Origin of the sequence: Sphaerisporangium perillae, from assembly GCF_023276435.1 — a bacterium.
Lineage (GTDB): Bacteria > Actinomycetota > Actinomycetes > Streptosporangiales > Streptosporangiaceae > Sphaerisporangium > Sphaerisporangium perillae.
The window spans coordinates 166,768-185,070 of the sequence record NZ_JALLPO010000004.1; the positions used below are offsets into that span (position 1 = coordinate 166,768).

Genomic DNA, 18,303 nt, shown 5'->3' on the forward strand with positions numbered 1-18,303 from the left:
TCCGTCACTATTTGTCGGGCATGCCTGGCTTGCCGTGGACCGGCCGGGCGGGCCCGGCCCCGGCTGTACCGTTGCGGGCGCTCCGGCCGGGCGTCAGCGGGGCAACCGGCGGAGATAAACGCGCCTGGCCTCGTCGATCAGCGCGAGGTGGTCCTCGAGCTGTCGCTTGCTGTCGAACCGTGCCCGGCCGCGGATCAGGTCCTCCAGCCGTTCCAGCCACGAAAGGCACCACCGGACGTCCTCGGGCCGGGCGACCCTGCGACCGCCGACGTCCACGTACACCGGGCTGGTGTGCGCGAACACCGAGGTGTACAGGGATCGCGGATGGGGGCCGCCCTCCGCGATCGCGAGGATGTAGGTCGGCTCCCCGACGACAAGCTCGGCGGTGACCTGCGCGGGCGGCCCGTCGGCGAGCACACCGTCCGCGGTGCGGATCTCCAGCCGCTCCACCTCCGGACCGATGACCCTGGCCGTGACCGCGACCCGGTCGCCTGGCACACGGTCCAGGCGGTCCCCCGGCTCGTGTCCGTCCACGCTGAGCTCGACGAACGGGCCCGTGGTCGCGAACGTCCGGCCCCGGCGCACGGCCTTGGCGTAGGATTCGGCGGTCAGCGGTCCGCTGACCTTGGCGTACGTCCGCTCCCAGCCGAGCGGGCTCGCCACCATCTCCATCCGCTGGCGGGTGAACGACACCATCGAGTCGCTGCCCGCGACGGCGGCGAGCCGGTTGCCCGCGCCGAGCAGCCGGCGGTACACCGCCGACGATCCGGCGGCGGACGCGAAGTGCAGGATCTCCATGCTGTCGACCAGGCCGAGCGCGGCGTCCACCACCGCCATCCGCGCCGAGCACTGTGGCCGCCCGGTGCCGATGATGTCCTCCGGCGTTTCGATCAGCGACATGAAAGGGTGGGCGTAGCCGACGATCGCGCCGAGGTCGCGCAACTCCTTGCACACCATGGCGTGGGGCGGCCAGTCGGGGTCGCCGTCGAACCCGCTGTGGTAGTGGCCGGGCGGAGCGGTCATGCCGAAGGCGTGGAGGTGCCCGAGCAGGTCGTTGCGGTACTCGACGCCCATGCGGGCCAGGTGGGTCGCGTCCGACCACGGCAGATCCCGGCCCGCCCAGTGCTCCAGCGCCTCCTGGTCGAACACCCGCGGGCCGGACACGTTCGCGGCGAGCAGATTGAGGACGTGCAGGTCCTCGCCGTGCTGCATGGCCGCCGCCATGGCCGGGGTGGCGACGAGGTCCCCGACGAAGTTGAGGTGCACGTGCAGGTCCGCCCCATACCATCCTGTGGCGGCCGCGTCGTACAGCCGCTCGGGTACCAGCTCGAGCAGCGTCTCTCCCGACGGGGTGACCTTCGTCTCGGCGAAGCCGTACTCCATCCCCCGCGTCACCCGGACGGTCAGCGGCTCGGAGGGGACCTCCAGCTCGATGTCGTCACCGTGGAAGTACGGGATGCCGTGATGGTCGCGCCTCGCGGGCGCGGCATCGGGATACCAGCCCTGGTGCCCCGCACTCCACACGCTCCACCGGCAGGGGAACCCCGCGCGTAACCTGAGCCGCGCCGGGGTGGCCGGGCGAGTGAGCCCGGACAGGTCCACCCGCTCAACCTCGCCGGTCGCCTCGGCCCTGGCGCTCGCCTCGGCCGTGGCGTCCAGAGGGCCTCGGGGGAAGGCGGCCACCTCGGTATCGGTGTCCAGGTCGACCAGGCGGGCGCCGCCCGCGGCGAGGCGGTACGCCTTGTCACCGGCGACGACCTCCACCGCCGACGCGCGAGCGTTGTCGATCAGCAGGGTCAGCGGCACCGGCCGCGAGCCCAGCACGGTGCGCGCGCGGCCGTGCAGGCGGTGCCCTTCCTCCGTGAGCCGCAGCACGGCGAGCGCGTCCGGCGGCTCCTCGTCGAGCGTGAGCATGTCCCGGAGCACCTCGTCGAAGTCCAGCTCGAACACCCGGGCCTCGTGTTCGGCTTCGGTGCCCTCCGGCAGTTCGGCCCGCACCCGGGCGAAGGCGGCGCGGAAGAACCGCTCCTCGTCGGCGAACCGCGACACGCTCATCAGCCTGACGTAGGGGATCAGCGGCTCGCCCCAGCTCATGCCGTGCTCGGCAAGCGCCGCCCGGTACGTCGCGAGCGCTTCGGCCACCACATTCGGGAGCATCGGATCGTCCTTCAAGTGAACTCCTCTGACTCGACGTGCCGCAATGATCACATCGGGAAGGCGATCCGAAGGCGGGCGGTCACGCCGGAGGATGGATTTGCTCCACCTTGGAGTGATGTATATGTGCGGGCGAATAACTCGATATGGGACCATCAGCCGGTTCGCCGTGGTCACCGAGCCGTGTCACGTGCCCGGAGAGACGTCTCCAACCCGGCTGCCGGCTGCCTTCCGTACGGGCCACTCCGGCGGAAGAAGATCGCACAGGCTGCGGCGACCAGGGCGGCCGGGAGCGGCAGCCAGGACAGCCGCTGCACCACCCAGGCGGCCGAGTCGGGCGGGGCGAGCAGTCCCGGGACGGCGGTGCCGAAGGGAAGCGCGGCCAGCACGACCACCGCCAGCGCCGTCTGGTGCCACAGGAAGACGGTCATCGCGGAGAGGTTCGCCAGCACCACCCCGGCCCACAGCCGCGGGCGGCGCATCAGGGCGGCCAGCGGCCGGTGGAGCAGCAGGGCCAGTCCGACCTGGGCGACCCCGAAGCAGACGGCGGCCAGCGTGGGCGGGCTCAGGTTGGACACCCGCGCCCCGGTGACGCCGATCATGCTGGCGGGGTAGCCGAACGCGGTGACCAGGACGACGGTCCCGGCCACCCCGCCGGTCAGCATGGCCACCGCCCCCCACCTGCCCTCGATCCACCTGCGCGCACGCCCCGGGTGCGGGATGCCGGACGCCTCCGCGGAGGGTCCCGAGGCGGCACGCGGCGAGGACGGGGACAGGCCGGTGCGCGCCCGGGCGAGCCCGAGGGCGTAGGGGACCAGCCAGCCCGCGGCCACGTTCGTCCAGCCGAGCCAGCCCGGGCCGCCGGACCCGAAGCGCACCGCGTCGACGACCAGCACCACCGCCACCATCGCGCAGACCAGCAGGTAGGGCCGCACCCTGACCAGCAGCGGCGTGGCGGCGGTGAGCAGGCCGAACACCGCGAGGAACCACAGCGGGCCGAGAGCGGGCACGGCGAGCGAGCGCAGCGACCCCGGCGGCATCCCGATGCCGGCCAGCACGGCGAGCAGGGCGGCCCACACCAGCAGGAGCGGCCCGACCGGGCCCAGCAGGCGGCGGATCCGCGCCCGCAGCCAGGACCGGGCGTCCCGGGAGCGGGCCAGGCTTCCACCGGCCGCGTACCCGCCCACGAAGAAGAAGACGGCCAGGGTCTGCAGCACCCACGACAGCGGCGTGAAGCCCGGCATGGAGGCGAGCGGACTGGTGACGCGAACGTGCCCCAGGCCGTCCACCACCCAGGCCGTGACCAGCCAGTGCCCGGCGATGACCCCGACGATGGCGATGGCCCGCAGCGCGTCGGCCCCTCGATCCCGCCCCTCCGGTGTGGCCGCCTCGGTCCGCTCCGCGAACCGCGCCCAGCTCCGCGCGACCCTCGTCCCCGCGAGTCCTGCCCGCCTCCGCCCGATCGTGCTCATCGGAGGATGCCCACTTCGGAGAGGCGGCCGAGGGCGATCAGCGTCAGGTTGCGCAGGGAGACGCTTCCCGGCTGGAAGTAGTCGCTGTGCCCGGCCGCGCCGGCGGCGAAGATCCGCGCGCCGAACGACGGCCGTACCGGATCGGCGCCGAACCCGAGGGGCCCGAACCTCAGCGGCGGGACGAAACGCACCCAGTCGTTCGCGCCCCGCCCCGCCCACAGCCGCGCCGCCGAGCCGAGGTCGCCCGCGCTGCCCACCCCGAGCCCCGGGCTGCCGAACACGGCCACGTCGTCGACGGGCAGACCGGGCAAGGCCTTGGCGCAGACGACGGAACCGTAGCTGTGGCAAAGAAGGGTCACCGGAGCGCGCGTGACGCGCTTGATCTCCCCGACGGTGCGGCGCAGCGCGTCGGCGCCTCGCGCGGCGGCGAGGTCGGTGGCCACCGCGAGGCTGATCGTCCGCGGGCTGTCGTACCCCAGCCACGCGATCACCGCGGGTCGCGCCCGGGAGTCGACGGCCCGTGCCTCGGCGATCAGGGCCCGAGCCGCTCCGCCCGGCGTGCTGTACGGCTTGCGCCGGCCGCCGTCGAAGGTGGCACGTGTGACGTCGGAGCCGGGGACGATGACCGTCACGCGGTCGGCGGTGGCGAGGTCGCCGAAGACCCGCACCATGTGATCGCCGGTGGCGGGGGCCAGCAGGGTGAGCGCGCCGAGGGCGCCGGTGAGGGACAAGGCGGTGAAGGACACGGCGGTGAAGACGCTCCGGGCCACGAGGAAGCCTCCTGTCTGATCGCGCTAAATGCTGCGAACCAGACGAAAGCTACGAACCAAGATCCCTAACCCGCGTCCCCTCACGGAGTGGTCCTCCGCGTCACCCTCCAGCGCGACCTCGCCGACCCGGCGCTCGCTTTTCCCAACTCCCGGTGTGTCGGTCGTGGATGTTCTATTCGTTGGGGCGGACCAGGCCGGTCTCGTAGGCGAAGACAATGGCCTGGGCGCGGTCGCGCAGGCCGAGCTTCATGAGGATCCGGCCGACGTGGGTCTTGACGGTCTGCTCGGAGACCACGAGCCGGCCCGCGATCTCGCCGTTGGACAGGCCCTGGGCTATCAAGGCCAGCACCTCGGTCTCGCGTTCGGTCAGGTCGTCCAGCCGCTTGACGGTGGGGGCGCGCGGACCGCCGAGGCGGGCGAACTCGGCGATGAGCCGCTTGGTGACCGAGGGGGCCAGCAGGGCCTCCCCGGACGCGACGATCCTGACGGCCTCGACGAGCTGCTGGGCGGAGGCGTCCTTGAGCAGGAAGCCGCTCGCCCCCGCTCGCAGCGCCTCGTAGACGTAGTCGTCGAGGTCGAAGGTGGTCAGGATGAGGATCTTCGTGAGCGTGCAGGCGAGGATCCGGCGGGTCGCCTCCAGCCCGTCCATCACCGGCATCCGGACATCCATCAGCACCACGTCCGGCTCGAGCTCGGCGGCCCTGGCGACCGCCTCCAGGCCGTTGACGGCCTCGCCGACGACCTCGATGTCGGGTTGCGTGCCGAGGAAGGTGGTGAAGCCGGTGCGGACCATGCCTTGGTCGTCGGCGATCAGGACCCGGATCACTCGTCCTCCACGATGGGCAGGGTCGCGGTGACGGCGAAGCCGCCGCCGGGGGTCGGCGCGGCCTCCAGGGTGCCGCCCAGCAGGATGGCCCGCTCCCGCATGCCGATGATCCCCTGACCGCCGCCGGAAGGAGGCGGGGTACGCTCCTGGCGGTCGCGCGGGGGCCGTCCGGTGAGGTCAGGGCCTGTGCCGGGGGAGGCCGGCCTGCGCCCGGGACCGCTGGTCACCTGAAGCCGCAGCTCTGTGGTCGTGCGGACGATCTCGATGCGCACGGACGACCCCGGCGCGTGCCGCATGGCGTTGCTCAGCGACTCCTGCAGGATCCGGTACGCGGACAGGCCCACCGCCGGGGGGAGCTCCAGCGAGCCGGTGACGTCCACCGTGACCGCGAGCCCGCCGGAACGGGCGTTCCCGGTCAGGTCGTCGAGCCGGCCGAGCCCCGGCTGCGGCGCGGTCTCGCGGCGGCCGTCCTCGCCGCGCAGTGCCCCGAGCACCTGGCGCATCTCCGCCAGGGCCGCGAGCGACAGGACGCGGATCTCGGCGAGCCCGGCCTCCAGCCGCACGGGGTCGCCGGTGGCCCGCAGCGGCACGGCCTCCGCCTGGATCGCGATCACCGACATGTGGTGGGCCACGATGTCGTGCAACTCGCGGGCGATGCGGGCGCGCTCCTCCAGTACTGACCTGGCGGCCCGCTGCTCCTCGCCCCGCTGCCGCTCTTCGGCCAGCCGGTTGGTCGCCCGCCTGCGCGCCCGCACGTTGTAGCCGAAGAGCAGGGCGACGGTCACCATGGTGGAGGCCAGGAACATCGAGTTGGGGTGGATGATCCACGAGCCCACGACGGACACGATCCACACGCCGAGCGTGACCTCCCCACCGGCGCGGACGGCCACGGAGTAGGCACAGAGCAGGTAGCAGATCGTCTCGCCGGCGTTGTAGGGGAGTACCTCGCCCGCCGGAACGGATGCTTCCACGCCGAGCACGTCGAGGTTGGCGGCGCCGAGGATCACCGTCGCGGCGGTGATCCGCCACGCCGCGACCGGCCAGCGGTCGCGCAGCGCGAGCGGCACGGAGAAACCGGCGGCCAGGAGATACATGATCGGTCCGTGGCTGCCGGGCTCGGGCAGGGTCGCCGCTCCCTGCATCACGGATATGCCGCTGGCGTAGAGGATGTAGGCGAGTACGAAGTCGCCCACGACGACGAGATCGACGGTGGCGAAGGGAAGCGGGCGCAGAGCGAGGGGCAGACGGAGCCGCAGCCGCGGTGACCGGGGGGTCGCCGGCTCGGCGGTGCCGGTCACCAGCGCCGAGACCAGCGGCCGCACCGGCCGCACCAGACTGGCCCAGGCACGGGAGCTCATCGAATCTCCTTAAGCGTGGAGACCTCCGCCTTCAGGCGGGGAGGTAACGCGGCACGGGGGTGGAACGGTGTCGTCGCACGGTGTGGAACGGTGTCGGATGGTGTGGAGTCGAATCGGTGGACCTCAAAGAGAGAGTCCTCTCTGGCGGGCGACCGGCGGTGAAGCAGGAAACCTGACCCGCGAGGGTCGGGATCCCCCTCGTTCACGAGGGGGAGGAGGTCAACTGGCCAAGGTTACGAGCGCTCTGCGAGCGTGACGTCGTACCTAGGGAGGATCTTCCGCCGTCACCCCAGAGAGCCAGTGCACCGATCACGAACGCTCGCCGGGTCCCGCCGCACGATGGCGCCGGGTCCGCCGCACCCCTTCCCGCCGCCCCGGCGCCAAGTACCCGAGCACCACACCGCGGGAAGGGGGCACTCGTGCGGGGAGGGAAGTTGCCCGGCGGCGGAGAGGGTTCCCGGGCGGGTGGGGGTTCCCGGACGGAGAGGGGTTCTCGGGGGGTCTCGGGCGGAGAGTGAGCTGCCTGTGGGAGCGGAGAGGTGCCGGGACGGGGAGGGGAAGCGGCCGGGATGGAGGGGGGCGGAGGGGTGCTGGGGGGTGAGGATTACAGAATTACGATCGCTGCAAGCGAACATGCGCAGGGTTGGGAACAATCTCGGGCTCTCATTAATTGAGTCGGTGTAACTCAACCTTTGGAGTTCGCATGAGTCAGAGCTTGATCCTTCCGGTGCTCCCGCTGGACGACGAGGTCGTCCTGCCCGGCATGGTCGTTCCCCTCGACCTGTCGGACGCCGAGGTGCGGGCCGCCATCGACGCCGCGAGGGCCACATCGAAGCAGAGCAAGCCGCAGGTGCTGCTAGTTCCACGCATCGACGGCAAGTACGGCGCGGTGGGCGTCTCCGCGGTCGTGGAGCAGGTCGGAAGGCTTCCCGGCGGCGAGCCCGCCGCCGTCGTCCGCGGCGTCGAGCGGGTGCGGATGGGCTCGGGCACCACGGGACCCGGCGCCGCCCTGTGGGTGGAGTCGACCCTCATGGAGACCGTCCCCGCCGACGGACGCGCCGAGGAGTCGGCCAAGGAGTACAAGGCCCTGGCCACCACCATCATGCAGAAGCGCGGCGCGTGGCAGATCGTCGACGCGATCAACCAGATCGAGGACGCGTCGGTGCTCGCCGACAGCTCCGGCTACGCGCCGTGGCTCACCACGCCCCAGAAGGTCGAGCTGCTGGAGAACCCCGACCCCGCGGAGCGGCTCGCCCTGCTGGTCGAGTGGGCCCGTGAGCACCTGGCCGAGCTGGACGTCGCCGAGACGATCCGCAAGGACGTCCAGGAGGGCATGGAGAAGCAGCAGCGCGAGTTCCTGCTGCGCCAGCAGCTCGCCGCCGTCCGCAAGGAGCTGGCCGAGCTGAACGGCGAGGCCTCCTCCGAGGAGGAGGACTACCGCGCCCGCGTGGAGGCGGCCGACCTGCCGGAGAAGGTCCGCGAGGCCGCGCTCAAGGAGGTCGACAAGCTCGAGCGCACCTCCGACCAGTCCCCGGAGAGCGGCTGGATCCGCACCTGGCTGGACACGGTCCTCGACATCCCGTGGAACGAGCGCACCGAGGACTCCTACGACATCGCCGCCGCGCGGGCCGTGCTGGACGCCGACCACACCGGCCTCGACGACGTCAAGGAGCGCATCGTCGAGTACCTCGCGGTGCGCAAGCGGCGCGCCGACCAGGGGCTCGGCGTGGTGGGCGGGCGCCGCAGCGGCGCCGTCCTGGCGCTGGCCGGCCCTCCCGGAGTGGGCAAGACCTCCCTCGGCGAGTCGGTGGCGCGCGCCATGGGCCGCAAGTTCGTCCGGGTCGCCCTCGGCGGCGTCCGGGACGAGGCCGAGATCCGCGGCCACCGGCGCACCTACGTCGGCGCGCTGCCGGGCCGCATCGTGCGCGCCATCCGCGAGGCCGGGAGCATGAACCCGGTCGTCCTGCTCGACGAGGTCGACAAGGTGGGCGCCGACTACCGCGGCGACCCGACGGCGGCGCTGCTGGAGGTCCTGGACCCGGCGCAGAACCACACCTTCCGCGACCACTACCTGGAGGTGGAGCTCGACCTGTCGGACGTGCTCTTCCTGGCGACCGCGAACGTCCTGGAGGCCGTTCCCAGCCCGCTGCTCGACCGCATGGAGATCGTGACGCTCGACGGGTACACCGAGGACGAGAAGGTCGCGATCGCCCGCGACCACCTGCTGCCGCGCCAGCTCGACAAGGCGGGCCTGACCTCCGCCGAGGTCACGGTGGACGACGAGGCGCTGCGCAGGCTCGCCGGGGAGTACACCCGGGAGGCGGGCGTCCGTTCGCTGGAGAGGTCGATCGCGCGGGTGCTCCGCAAGGTGACGGCGAAGGCCGCCATGGAGGAGTCGGCGCTGCCGGTGCACGTCGGAGCCGGTGACCTGGTCGATTACCTCGGCAGGCCGCGGCACGTCCCGGAGTCCTCGCTGCCGGAGTCGGCGCAGCGTACGGTCGTGCCGGGGGTCGCGACGGGGCTGGCGGTGACCGGCGCGGGCGGTGACGTCCTGTACGTCGAGGCGTCGCTGGCCGACCCGGAGACCGGCTCCACGGCGGTCACGCTCACCGGGCAGCTCGGCGACGTGATGAAGGAGTCGGCGCAGATCGCGCTGTCCTACCTGCGCTCGCGCGGGGCGGAGCTGGAGCTGCCGGTCGGGTCGCTCAAGGACAGGTCCGTGCACATCCACGTCCCGGCGGGCGCGATCCCGAAGGACGGCCCCTCGGCGGGTGTCACGATGACCACAGCCCTGGCCTCGCTGCTCTCGGGCCGCCCGGTGCGGTCGGACGTGGCGATGACCGGCGAGGTCTCGCTCACCGGACGGGTGCTGCCGATCGGCGGGGTCAAGCAGAAGCTGCTCGCCGCCCACCGGGCCGGCATCACCACGGTGCTCATCCCGGCGCGCAACGAGCCCGACCTCGACGACGTGCCCGCGGAGGTGCGCGCCGAGCTGACCGTGCACGCGGTGAGCGACGTGCGCGAGGTGCTGGAGATCGCGCTGACCCCGGCCACGGTGGTGGAGACCGCCGCCGCCTGACGGGACGGCGCATCGGCCCGGGCCGCCTGACCTGGGCATCGGTGCCGGGCCGGCTCCGGCCGGACCGGTAGGCGCACAAATATGGACGAATCATCCGGTTGCTTGATCGGATGATTCGTCCATGCTGTTATGAGGCCATGCTGTACGGAACGCCGGAGCTGGAACCGGCCGACAAGGCGGTCCTCGATGAGATCGAGGACATGCGGCGCGACCTCAAATACCGCCTTGCCGAGCCGCATCGCTGGGACGGCCAGCTCAGGCGGCAGCTCCAGGCGCGGGCGATCCAGGGGTCCAACTCCATCGAGGGATACCGCGCCAGCGTGGAGGACATCGAGTCCATCATGCTGGGCGAGGAGCCGCTGGAGACCTCCTCGGCGGTGGCGCGCGAGATCGCCGGATGCCGGCGGGCGCTCACCTATGTCCGGCATCTGTCCACGGCGCGCGCGTTCCGCTTCGACGCGGGATCGCTGAACGCGCTGAACTTCATGATGATCGGCCATCACCACGACAAGAGCCCGGGCACCGTGCGGCCGGGCGGCATCTACGTCCGCAACTCCGCGACCGGTGAGGTCGTCTACGAGGGCCCGGACGCGGAAGAGGTCCCGGGTCTGCTCGACGAGCTGATCGAGTGGCTCAATGGAGGAGACCTCGACGTGCCGAGGTACGTCCGGGCCGCGATGGCACATTTCAATCTTGTCGCGATCCACCCCTGGCGCGACGGCAACGGACGCATGTCCAGGGCTCTGCAGACGCTGGTTCTCGGCAGGGAGCGGATCCTCACCCCCGAGTTCTGCTCAATCGAGGAATGGCTGGGCCTGGGCGAGAACACCGTCGACTATTACCGGGCTCTGCGTGAGGTCCAGCAGGGAGCCTGGAATCCGCATGATCACACGCTCTCCTGGGTCCGCTTCTGCCTGCGGGCGCATCACATGCAGGCCCAGCGGGTGCGGCGTCGCCTCGCCGAGGCGGGGGAGGTGTGGCTGCTGCTGGAGGAGCAGGTCGACAAGGAGGGCCTGCACACCCGGTGCGTGCCGGCCCTCTACCAGGTCTTCGTGAGCAGGCGGCTCCGGCGCGGCACCTACCAGGCGAAGGAGTCGCTGAGCCAGGGGCAGGCGGCGCGCGACCTGCGGGAACTGGCCGCCCGTGACTGGCTCACCCCTTACGGCGAGACCAAGGGCCGCTTCTACGCTCCGGGGCCGAAGATGGAGCGGGTGAAGGCCGAGTTCGCCGCGCGTGTGGAGCCGCTTCGCGATCCCTACCGGACCGGCGTATGAGCGAGGCCGCGGCCCGGAAACGGCCGGGAGCGATCAGGTGAGAGCTTCCGCGCGCGGTGAGCGGGCACGGCGGATCCTGAGGCCGCGGGGCTCGATCGAGAGTGCCGGGACGCCCGGTAAGTGGGTGCTTTTCACGGGGCAGGCAACCGAGTAGCGTTCGGTTTTATGCATCCGGGAGCAGTCGCAGCCAAGACGCCCGACAAGCCGGCCGTGATCATGGCCGCTTCCGGGCGTGTGGTCACCTATCGCGAGCTGGACGAGGAGTCCAACCGGCTCGCGCGGGTCTTCCGCTCCGCCGGGCTCCGGCCGGGGCAGCACGTCGCCTTCATGCTGGAGAACCACCCGCTGTTCCTGGTCGTCGCTTGGGCCGCGCACCGCTCCGGGCTGTACTACACGGCGATCAGCTCCCGGCTCCAGCCGGACGAGCTCGCCTACATCGTCGACAACTGCGGGGCCGAGGTCTTCATCTCCTCGGCGGCGCTTGCCGGGGTGGCGACCTCGATCACCGAGCGGACCCCGCACGTGCGGCTCAGGCTGATGATCGACGGTGTCGCCCCGGGCTTCGAGTCCTACGAGGAGGCGGTGGCGGCGCAGCCGCCGGTCCCCGTCGAGGACGAGTGCCAGGGCTCGGACATGCTGTACTCCTCCGGCACCACCGGGCGCCCGAAGGGGGTCAAGCCGCCGCTGGGCAACGCGCCGCTCGACACGCCGGGCGCGCTGCTGCAGCTCGTGCAGTTCCTGTTCGCCCCGTCGGCCGATTCGGTGTACCTCTCGCCGGCCCCGCTGTACCACGCCGCGCCGCTGCGTTACTGCATGACGTTCCAGCGCGTCGGCGCGACCGTCGTGGTGATGGAGAGGTTCGACCCCGAGCAGGCGCTCGCGCTGATCGAGAAGTACCGCGTCACGCACTCCCAGTGGGTCCCGACGATGTTCATCAAGATGCTGAAGCTGCCGGAGGCCGTGCGGAACAAGTACGACCTGTCCTCGCTGACCTGCGCCATCCACGCCGCCGCGCCGTGCCCGGTCCCGGTCAAGGAACAGATGATGGACTGGTGGGGCCCGATCGTGCACGAGTACTACGCCGGCACCGAGGGCAACGGCTTCCTCTACGCCGGACCGCAGGACTGGCTCGCCCACAAGGGCACGGTCGGGCGCCCGCTGCTCGGCGTCACGCACGTGTGCGACGAGAACGGCGACGAGCTGCCGCCCGGCGAGCACGGCACGGTCTACTTCTCCGACGGCCCGCGGTTCGAGTACCACGGTGACCCGGAGAAGACCCGGGCGTCGCAGGACCCGCGCGGGCGGGGCTGGACGACGCTGGGGGACGTCGGCTACCTGGACCAGGACGGGTTCCTGTACCTCACCGACCGCCGCTCGTACATGATCATCTCGGGCGGGGTGAACATCTACCCGCAGGAGGCGGAGAACGTCCTGTCGGTCCACCCCAAGGTGGCGGACGTGGCCGTCTTCGGCGTGCCGGACGAGGAGATGGGGGAGGCGGTCAAGGCCGTCGTCCAGCCCGTCGACCCTGCTGAGGCGGGGCCGGCGCTGGAGGCGGAGCTGATCGAGTACTGCCGGTCCCGCCTGGCCCACTACAAGTGCCCGAAATCGGTCGACTTCCGGGCGGAGCTTCCCCGTCATCCGACGGGGAAGCTCTACAAGCGCCTGCTGAGGGACGAGTACTGGCGCGCCGCCTTCTGAGGCGGGGTCCGCGCCGGCGCTACGCGCAGCCGTACAGCGTGCGGACGGCGGCCAGGTCCGCCGGGCTGAAACCGTCTCGCTGGCCGATCTGCGCCGGGACGTTGGGCACGAGCGTGTCCAGCCCGTTGGCGCTGAAGAAATTGCGCCCGTACAGCATCACGGAACCGTAGTCGAGGGTGCCGAAGAGGCGGTTCTGCGGGGGCGAGAGCTTCTGGAACTGGGGCTCGTAACCCTTCATCACGTTCTCCAGGTGAACGGTCACCGCGCCGTCCCGATCGGCACGGGAATGCTCGTGATAGAAGCCGATGGCGTGCAGGAGTTCGTGAATGGCGATGCCCTTCCGCTCGCAGCCGTTGCCGATCGAGACGTCCTGCGGCCGATAACCCACCCGTCCGACATAGGAGTAACAGCCCCTGCCGGAGATGATGTTCAGATACCCCGTCTCGCCGGTGCGGGGGATGAAACGCACGCAGGTGTTGTCGTGGAAGTCCTTCATCGCCTGCGTGACCGCGTCTCGGGCCGCCGTGGAAAGGGTGGGGGACAGGACGTAGGGCACCTTCTTGTCCGGCCACAGGGCTCCGGCCTGCGTCGTGGCCACGCCGGCCGAGGATCTCGGGCAGTCCGCCGAGCGGGCCGGCCGGTCGGCGAGCGTCGAGTCCGGGAACGCCGCTGCGGAGCGGAGGTCCGGGTCGGCCTCGGGGAATATGCCCGGCATCAGGATCTTCCCGGCGAAGGCGTCGGCGGGGGTGCCGATGACGATGTCCCCCTCGGTCACGGCGTGCCCGTCGATGTCGACGAAGCCGATCGTGTGGGGATGGCCGGTGATGTCGGGAGTCGTGATGGAAAGGGAGGGACGCTCGGTCTGCTGCAGCCAGAGCGAGTCGAGAGGATCGTCCTCGGCGGCGGCCGGCGAGGCACCCATCGTCAGTCCCGCCAGCGTGGCCACCAATATAGCTATATGTCTCATATTTAATACCCCCCGAAGCGCCCGTAACGGTGGACGGGCTTGTGCCTGGAGAAACCTACCCCGGCGATCATCCGGCACTCTCTGGAATGGCCACCGGAGGTCGCGGGCATGCTCCTTCGCCATGCGCCCGGCACCGGTATTTCCGAAGGCTTTCCTCCTTATCCCGGCTTTACATTTCCGGCCGGCCCGCGCACGGGGTCGTGCCTGTTGCGAGGCCTGTGGCGCCCGCTGATCAGCCCGTCCGCGGTACCGTCCATGGATGTTCCACTCTGTCCGCCGGAGGCGCGCGGGACGTTCAGGTAACGTCCAGTCAGGGCTTAGGCAGCTCTTATCGCCCGTGCGCCATCATTGATTTACCGGTCCTCAACCGGCCGCCGCACAATAGCGGCGAGTGCGGACGAGCTTGGGGGAAGAGATGAGCACCGAAGACCCGCGTGAGCAGGCGACAGAAAACACCACTCCGGCCGAGGCGCCGAAGTCGCGGGGGTGGACCCAGTTCGGCCGGACCCCGCCCGAGACGGGAGGCTTCCGGAGCCACTGGAGCGCCGCCGGCCCTTCCGCCGGCGACACCGACCGCATGCCCACCCTGCGGGAAGGCGCCGTGCCGGCCGGCGCGGCGCCCGGATGGTGGACGACCGGCCGCAAGGCGGTGGCGGGCCTCGCGCTCGCGGCCGTGGCGGTAGGAGGCGGAGCCGCGGGGGCCTTCGTCGCCACGGCCGCCGCCGGGACCCGGACCGTGATCTCCAGCCCGATCGTCCGGCCCGCGTCCGACGCCGCCGTGACGACGGTCGCCGACGTGGCCCGGGCCGTGCAGCCCTCGGTGGTGTCCATCACCGTGAGCAGCGCCGCCGGCCAGGGCGAGGGGTCAGGCGTGGTCCTGTCGCAGGACGGCCTGATCCTCACCAACAACCATGTGGTCTCGGGCGTCGGGCAGGACGCCAAGGTCCAGGTGAAGTTCAGTGACGGCAAGACCGCCTCGGCCACCGTCGTCGGCACCGACCCCGCCACCGACCTCGCGGTCGTGCGCGCGCAGGGCGTGTCCGGGCTGACCGCGGCGACGCTCGGCGACAGCGACAAGCTGAGCGTCGGCGACGCGGTGCTGGCCATCGGCAGCCCGCTGGGGCTGGAGGGCTCGGTCACCGCCGGCATCGTAAGCGCGCTCGACCGCACGCTGACCGTCGGCGACCAGTCTCAGCAGCAGCGCCAGCAGCAGTTGCCGCCCGGCTGGGGCGACGGCGGTTTCGGCCAGGGCCAGACGCAGCCGCAGAGCACCGGCACGACCATCGGCGGCGCCATCCAGACCGACGCGGCCATCAACCCCGGCAACTCGGGCGGCGCCCTGGTCAACGCCTCGGGCGAGGTCGTGGGCATCAACAGCGCCATCGCGACCAACGGCGGCGACGGCAACATCGGCGTGGGCTTCGCGATCCCGATCAACACCGCCCACCAGGTGGCCGACCAGCTGATCAAGTCGGGCAAGGTCACCCACGCCTTCCTCGGCGTCAGCGTGGCGGACGCCACCGGCGACGTCCAGGGGGCCGTCGTCGGCTCCGTGCAGAGCGGCAGCCCGGCCGAGCAGGCGGGGCTCAAGGCGGGCGACCTGATCACCCAGATCGACGGCAAGCCCGTGTCCGGCGCCGAGACGGTGGTGGGCGCCGTCCGCGGCTACCAGCCGGGCACCAAGGTCGCGCTGACGTACGTGCGCGGCGGCGCCACCTCGACGGTCACCGTCACCCTGACGCAGAAGACGACCACGAGCTGAGCACCTCATGACGGGATGCGCCGCCGGGTACGCTGCGGGCCCGGCGGCGCATCCGCTTCTCTGATGGTCAGGAGAACCTGCGGCCCTCGTCGCGGCGGTAGGCCCATGCGGCGAGCGCGCCGGCGACGACGGTCCAGACGGCGAGCATGACCAGCGAGACCACGTGCGGCGTGAAGTCTCCCGTGGCCGCCCAGACCAGCTCGACCGAGCCGCGGGTCGGCAGGAACGGCGCGATGGTCTCGATGAACGACGGCGCGTTGCCCGGGGCGCTCAGCAGCCCACCGCCGAAGGCCAGCGGGAAGAACAGGATCTGCGCGACCGCGATCGCCGCCTTCGACGGCAGGGCGTACCCGATGAGCAGGCCGAGCAAGGTGAACGGGAGCGAGGCGATGGCCAGCGCCCCAAGCCCAAGCAGCGCTCCGAGCGGGCTGACGGTCGCCTTGGTGAGGAACGCCGCGATCAGGACGACGGGCACCAGCGCGATGCCCATGAACGCCATGCCGGTCACCAGCCGCCCGGCGAACCTCGGCCAGGGGCCGGCGGGCAGCGTGCGCAGATAGGGATCCCACGGTTGCGCCCGGTCCTCCGAGACGCCGATGCCGTAGGTGAACAGGCAGGTGGACATCACCGCGAACGTCATCATCGACCCGGTCGCGTACGTCGCGGCCACCGGGTCGTCGCCCGCGAACGGGACGACGAAGAACAGCATCGACGCGGCGGGGAAGAACATGTTGCCGATCACCGCGATGGGGATGCGGATGGTCTCCAGGAACTGGTACTTCACGTGCGTGACGACGAGTGACATCGGGCTCTCCCTGAGGGCGTGGTCGGGGGGTGTCGGAGCGGCGGCGCCGGTACGGGCCCTGGGCGGAGGGCGTGGGTCCAGAGCGCCGGGCCGATGTGCCGGACGGGGGCTCAGACCGCCGTGGGGTGGGCGTCCTGGGCGGTGATCGCCAGGAACGCCTCCTCCAGGGTGGTGGCCCGGATCTCCAGCCCGGAGAAGGGGACGTCGGCCAGGACCAGCTCGCGGACCAGCCGGTCGGCGTCGGAGGTCAGCAGGTGCGTCCTTGCCCCGTCGGTCTCGACGCCGAGCACGCCCGGCAGCTCGGGCAGGCCGGCGGCGGTCAGGGTGACCCGGCGGACGCCGACCATGCCGCGCACCGACGCGAGGCTGTCGTCGGCGAGGACGCGGCCCTCGCCGAGGACGACCACCCGTTCGGCCAGTGCCTCGATCTCCTCCAGGTAGTGGCTGGTCAGCAACACCGTGCCGCCGCCGGCGTGGAAGTCGCGGATGGCGTCCCACAGCGCGCGGCGGGCCTCCACGTCCAGGCCGGTGGTCGGCTCGTCGAGCAGGACGAGCCGGGGACGCCCGGCGAACGCCAGGGCGACCGCGATCCGCCGCTTCTGGCCGCCGGACAGGCCGCCGATCTGCCGGTCGCGCAGCTCGGCGAGCCCGAAGCGCTCGAGCAACTCGTCGCGGTCGGCCCGCGAGGGATAGTGCGCGGAGACGAAGTCGACGCACTCGCGGACCTTCAGGGTCGGCGGCAGCCCGGTCTCCTGGGGGGTCGTGCCGAGCGAGCGGCGGTGGACCGGGTCGCCGGGCGATCCGCCGAACAGGCTGATCGAGCCGGAGGTGGGCCGACGCAGCCCGGCGAGGAGGTTGACCAGCGTCGACTTGCCCGCGCCGTTCGGGCCGAGCAGGCCGATGAGCTCGCCGGCGCGGATGTCCAGGGAGGTCGGGTGGAGCGCCGTCACGTCGCCGTACCGGCGGCTGACCTCCACCGCGCGGGCGAGTGTCTCGGTCATGGTTTCTGCCCCGTCTCTTTCGGATTCGTGTCGGATGTCGGCCGCCCCTGCGCCGGGTGGGTGCCGGCCATGTCGAGCAGCGCGCGGATGGCGGTGGTGTAGTCGTCGAAGGCCAGGCGGCCCCGCCGGGTGAGCGCCACGTAGGTCACGGGGGTCCGTCCCCGGTGGGTCTTGCCGATCTCGACGTATCCCGCGTCCTCGAGCTTGCTGAGGTGGACCGACAGGTTGCCCGCCGTCATGCCGAGGAGGTCCTTCAGCCCCGGGAAGCTGATCTGGTCTCCCTCCGGCAACGTGGACAGCGCGGTGACGACGCGCAGGCGTGCCTGGGCATGGATGACCGGGTCAAGCTCGGGGAGCGCGCCGGCGGGGCTCATGCCTTCCCCGGGCGCAGCCGCACGCGCAGGACCGCGCCGATGGCGATGAAGCCGCCGCCGACCCCGGCCGACACGAGCAGCGCGTGCCAGCCCGGCCCGGCCGGCACCCCGACCATGTTGACGGCGGCGATCCACACGCCGACGAAGAACATCGCCGGCTGGCGCCACACCGCCGCCCCCGCCATGAACAGGATGCTGACGATCCAGACCGACAGGGACGCCCAGAGCAGGCCCGACTCGGCCGGCGGCAGCACCTTGTCGAAGTGGCTGCCGATGATGCCCATACCGAAGAACGCGAAGAACCATGACAGGCCGTACATCGTTGCGCGGTCCTGCGACACCCCGCGCACCTGGCTGTTCTGCTTCCACCCCACGTAGGAGGTGATGGCGATGGCCAGTGCCATCGCCGCGAAGAGGATCGCCGTGGCCGAGCCGACGGAGATGGGCGCGTACGACCGGCCGGAGAGGCCGTAGTGCAGGAAGAACGCGCCGAACCCGACCAGCCACGCCAGCCCCCAGACGACGTAGAACACCGGAGGGTCGCCCCCGAGCCGGCGCGCCGTCACGGCGCGCTGGCTCTCGATGATCCGGAGCATCTCCTCCGGGCTCAGCGCCCGCTCGTCCTCGGCGTCCTCAGCGTCGCCAGGCCGCATGACCACTCCTCGATAGGAACCGTAAACTGGTTTGAACTATAAACCAGAGTGGTTTGCGTTGTAAACCAGTGTGCGGCGCAGAGTGGGAAGGCGGTTCGCCGGGGACG

Annotated in this window: 14 protein-coding genes; 4 read left to right on the top strand and 10 right to left on the bottom strand. The window is 71.4% G+C overall.

The window, feature by feature from the left end; translation table 11 throughout:
• Window positions 1–93 precede the first annotated feature (93 nt).
• The 5 genes from MYF83_RS05630 to MYF83_RS05650 all read right to left on the bottom strand — a co-directional run bounded on the left by MYF83_RS05630 (window position 94) and on the right by MYF83_RS05650 (window position 6,580).
• The gene (locus tag MYF83_RS05630; protein ID WP_248959089.1) at window positions 94–2,172 is read right to left on the bottom strand and encodes a CehA/McbA family metallohydrolase; all 2,079 of its coding nucleotides are present in this window, start codon (window positions 2,170–2,172) and stop codon (window positions 94–96) included.
• Window positions 2,173–2,327: 155 nt separating this feature from the next.
• Window positions 2,328–3,626 (bottom strand): acyltransferase family protein, encoded by a 1,299-nt coding sequence (locus tag MYF83_RS05635; protein ID WP_248959090.1) that lies wholly within the window; start codon window positions 3,624–3,626, stop codon window positions 2,328–2,330.
• Complete coding sequence (locus MYF83_RS05640; RefSeq protein WP_248959091.1) at window positions 3,623–4,396, bottom strand: alpha/beta hydrolase; 774 nt, start codon at window positions 4,394–4,396, stop codon at window positions 3,623–3,625. Before MYF83_RS05640 ends, MYF83_RS05635 begins: the two co-directional genes overlap by 4 nt.
• Window positions 4,397–4,568: 172 nt before the next feature.
• Window positions 4,569–5,222, bottom strand: coding sequence for a response regulator (locus MYF83_RS05645; protein WP_248959092.1), 654 nt, complete (start codon window positions 5,220–5,222; stop codon window positions 4,569–4,571).
• On the bottom strand, window positions 5,219–6,580 hold the full coding sequence (locus tag MYF83_RS05650) for a sensor histidine kinase (RefSeq protein ID WP_248959093.1): 1,362 nt from the start codon (window positions 6,578–6,580) through the stop codon (window positions 5,219–5,221). The genes MYF83_RS05645 and MYF83_RS05650 overlap by 4 nt, the downstream gene beginning before the upstream one ends.
• 703 nt (window positions 6,581–7,283) lie before the next feature.
• Here MYF83_RS05650 and lon point away from each other — a divergent pair.
• From lon to MYF83_RS05665, 3 genes are all read left to right on the top strand, one after another.
• On the top strand, window positions 7,284–9,659 hold the full coding sequence (gene lon / locus MYF83_RS05655; RefSeq protein WP_248959094.1) for an endopeptidase La: 2,376 nt from the start codon (window positions 7,284–7,286) through the stop codon (window positions 9,657–9,659).
• Between the two features lie 137 nt (window positions 9,660–9,796).
• Complete coding sequence (locus MYF83_RS05660; RefSeq protein ID WP_248959095.1) at window positions 9,797–10,933, top strand: Fic family protein; 1,137 nt, start codon at window positions 9,797–9,799, stop codon at window positions 10,931–10,933.
• A gap of 165 nt (window positions 10,934–11,098) precedes the next feature.
• A complete protein-coding gene (locus MYF83_RS05665; protein WP_248959096.1) occupies window positions 11,099–12,634 on the top strand; it encodes an AMP-binding protein in 1,536 nt (511 codons plus the stop codon).
• A 19-nt stretch (window positions 12,635–12,653) separates the two neighbouring features.
• On the opposite strand, the gene MYF83_RS05670 is transcribed toward MYF83_RS05665, so the two are convergent.
• Window positions 12,654–13,601, bottom strand: coding sequence for a M12 family metallopeptidase (locus tag MYF83_RS05670; protein ID WP_248959097.1), 948 nt, complete (start codon window positions 13,599–13,601; stop codon window positions 12,654–12,656).
• A 415-nt stretch (window positions 13,602–14,016) separates the two neighbouring features.
• On the opposite strand from MYF83_RS05670, the gene MYF83_RS05675 reads away from it, so the two are divergent.
• On the top strand, window positions 14,017–15,363 hold the full coding sequence (locus MYF83_RS05675; protein ID WP_248959098.1) for a S1C family serine protease: 1,347 nt from the start codon (window positions 14,017–14,019) through the stop codon (window positions 15,361–15,363).
• A 67-nt stretch (window positions 15,364–15,430) separates the two neighbouring features.
• Here MYF83_RS05675 and MYF83_RS05680 read toward each other — a convergent pair whose 3' ends face one another.
• The 4 genes from MYF83_RS05680 to MYF83_RS05695 form a co-directional block, all read right to left on the bottom strand.
• Complete coding sequence (locus MYF83_RS05680) at window positions 15,431–16,168, bottom strand: ABC transporter permease (protein WP_248959099.1); 738 nt, start codon at window positions 16,166–16,168, stop codon at window positions 15,431–15,433.
• 110 nt (window positions 16,169–16,278) lie between these two features.
• Window positions 16,279–17,169, bottom strand: coding sequence for an ABC transporter ATP-binding protein (locus tag MYF83_RS05685; protein ID WP_248959100.1), 891 nt, complete (start codon window positions 17,167–17,169; stop codon window positions 16,279–16,281).
• On the bottom strand, window positions 17,166–17,543 hold the full coding sequence (locus tag MYF83_RS05690; RefSeq protein ID WP_248959101.1) for a winged helix-turn-helix domain-containing protein: 378 nt from the start codon (window positions 17,541–17,543) through the stop codon (window positions 17,166–17,168). The genes MYF83_RS05685 and MYF83_RS05690 overlap by 4 nt, the downstream gene beginning before the upstream one ends.
• Entirely contained in the window at window positions 17,540–18,196 is a 657-nt protein-coding gene (locus MYF83_RS05695) for a hypothetical protein (protein WP_248959102.1), read from the bottom strand. Before MYF83_RS05695 ends, MYF83_RS05690 begins: the two co-directional genes overlap by 4 nt.
• Window positions 18,197–18,303: the final 107 nt, after the last annotated feature.

Excerpts from the sequence above, each read along its gene's own strand:
- MYF83_RS05635 (WP_248959090.1), bottom strand. The coding sequence starts at position 3,626 with ATGAGCACGATCGGGCGGAGGCGGGCAGGACTCGCGGGGACGAGGGTC.
- MYF83_RS05650 (WP_248959093.1), bottom strand. The coding sequence starts at position 6,580 with ATGAGCTCCCGTGCCTGGGCCAGTCTGGTGCGGCCGGTGCGGCCGCTG.
- lon (WP_248959094.1), top strand. The coding sequence starts at position 7,284 with ATGAGTCAGAGCTTGATCCTTCCGGTGCTCCCGCTGGACGACGAGGTC.
- MYF83_RS05660 (WP_248959095.1), top strand. The coding sequence starts at position 9,797 with ATGCTGTACGGAACGCCGGAGCTGGAACCGGCCGACAAGGCGGTCCTC.
- MYF83_RS05665 (WP_248959096.1), top strand. The coding sequence starts at position 11,099 with ATGCATCCGGGAGCAGTCGCAGCCAAGACGCCCGACAAGCCGGCCGTG.
- MYF83_RS05670 (WP_248959097.1), bottom strand. The coding sequence starts at position 13,601 with ATGAGACATATAGCTATATTGGTGGCCACGCTGGCGGGACTGACGATG.
- MYF83_RS05675 (WP_248959098.1), top strand. The coding sequence starts at position 14,017 with ATGAGCACCGAAGACCCGCGTGAGCAGGCGACAGAAAACACCACTCCG.
- MYF83_RS05680 (WP_248959099.1), bottom strand. The coding sequence starts at position 16,168 with ATGTCACTCGTCGTCACGCACGTGAAGTACCAGTTCCTGGAGACCATC.
- MYF83_RS05685 (WP_248959100.1), bottom strand. The coding sequence starts at position 17,169 with ATGACCGAGACACTCGCCCGCGCGGTGGAGGTCAGCCGCCGGTACGGC.
- MYF83_RS05690 (WP_248959101.1), bottom strand. The coding sequence starts at position 17,543 with ATGAGCCCCGCCGGCGCGCTCCCCGAGCTTGACCCGGTCATCCATGCC.
- MYF83_RS05695 (WP_248959102.1), bottom strand. The coding sequence starts at position 18,196 with ATGCGGCCTGGCGACGCTGAGGACGCCGAGGACGAGCGGGCGCTGAGC.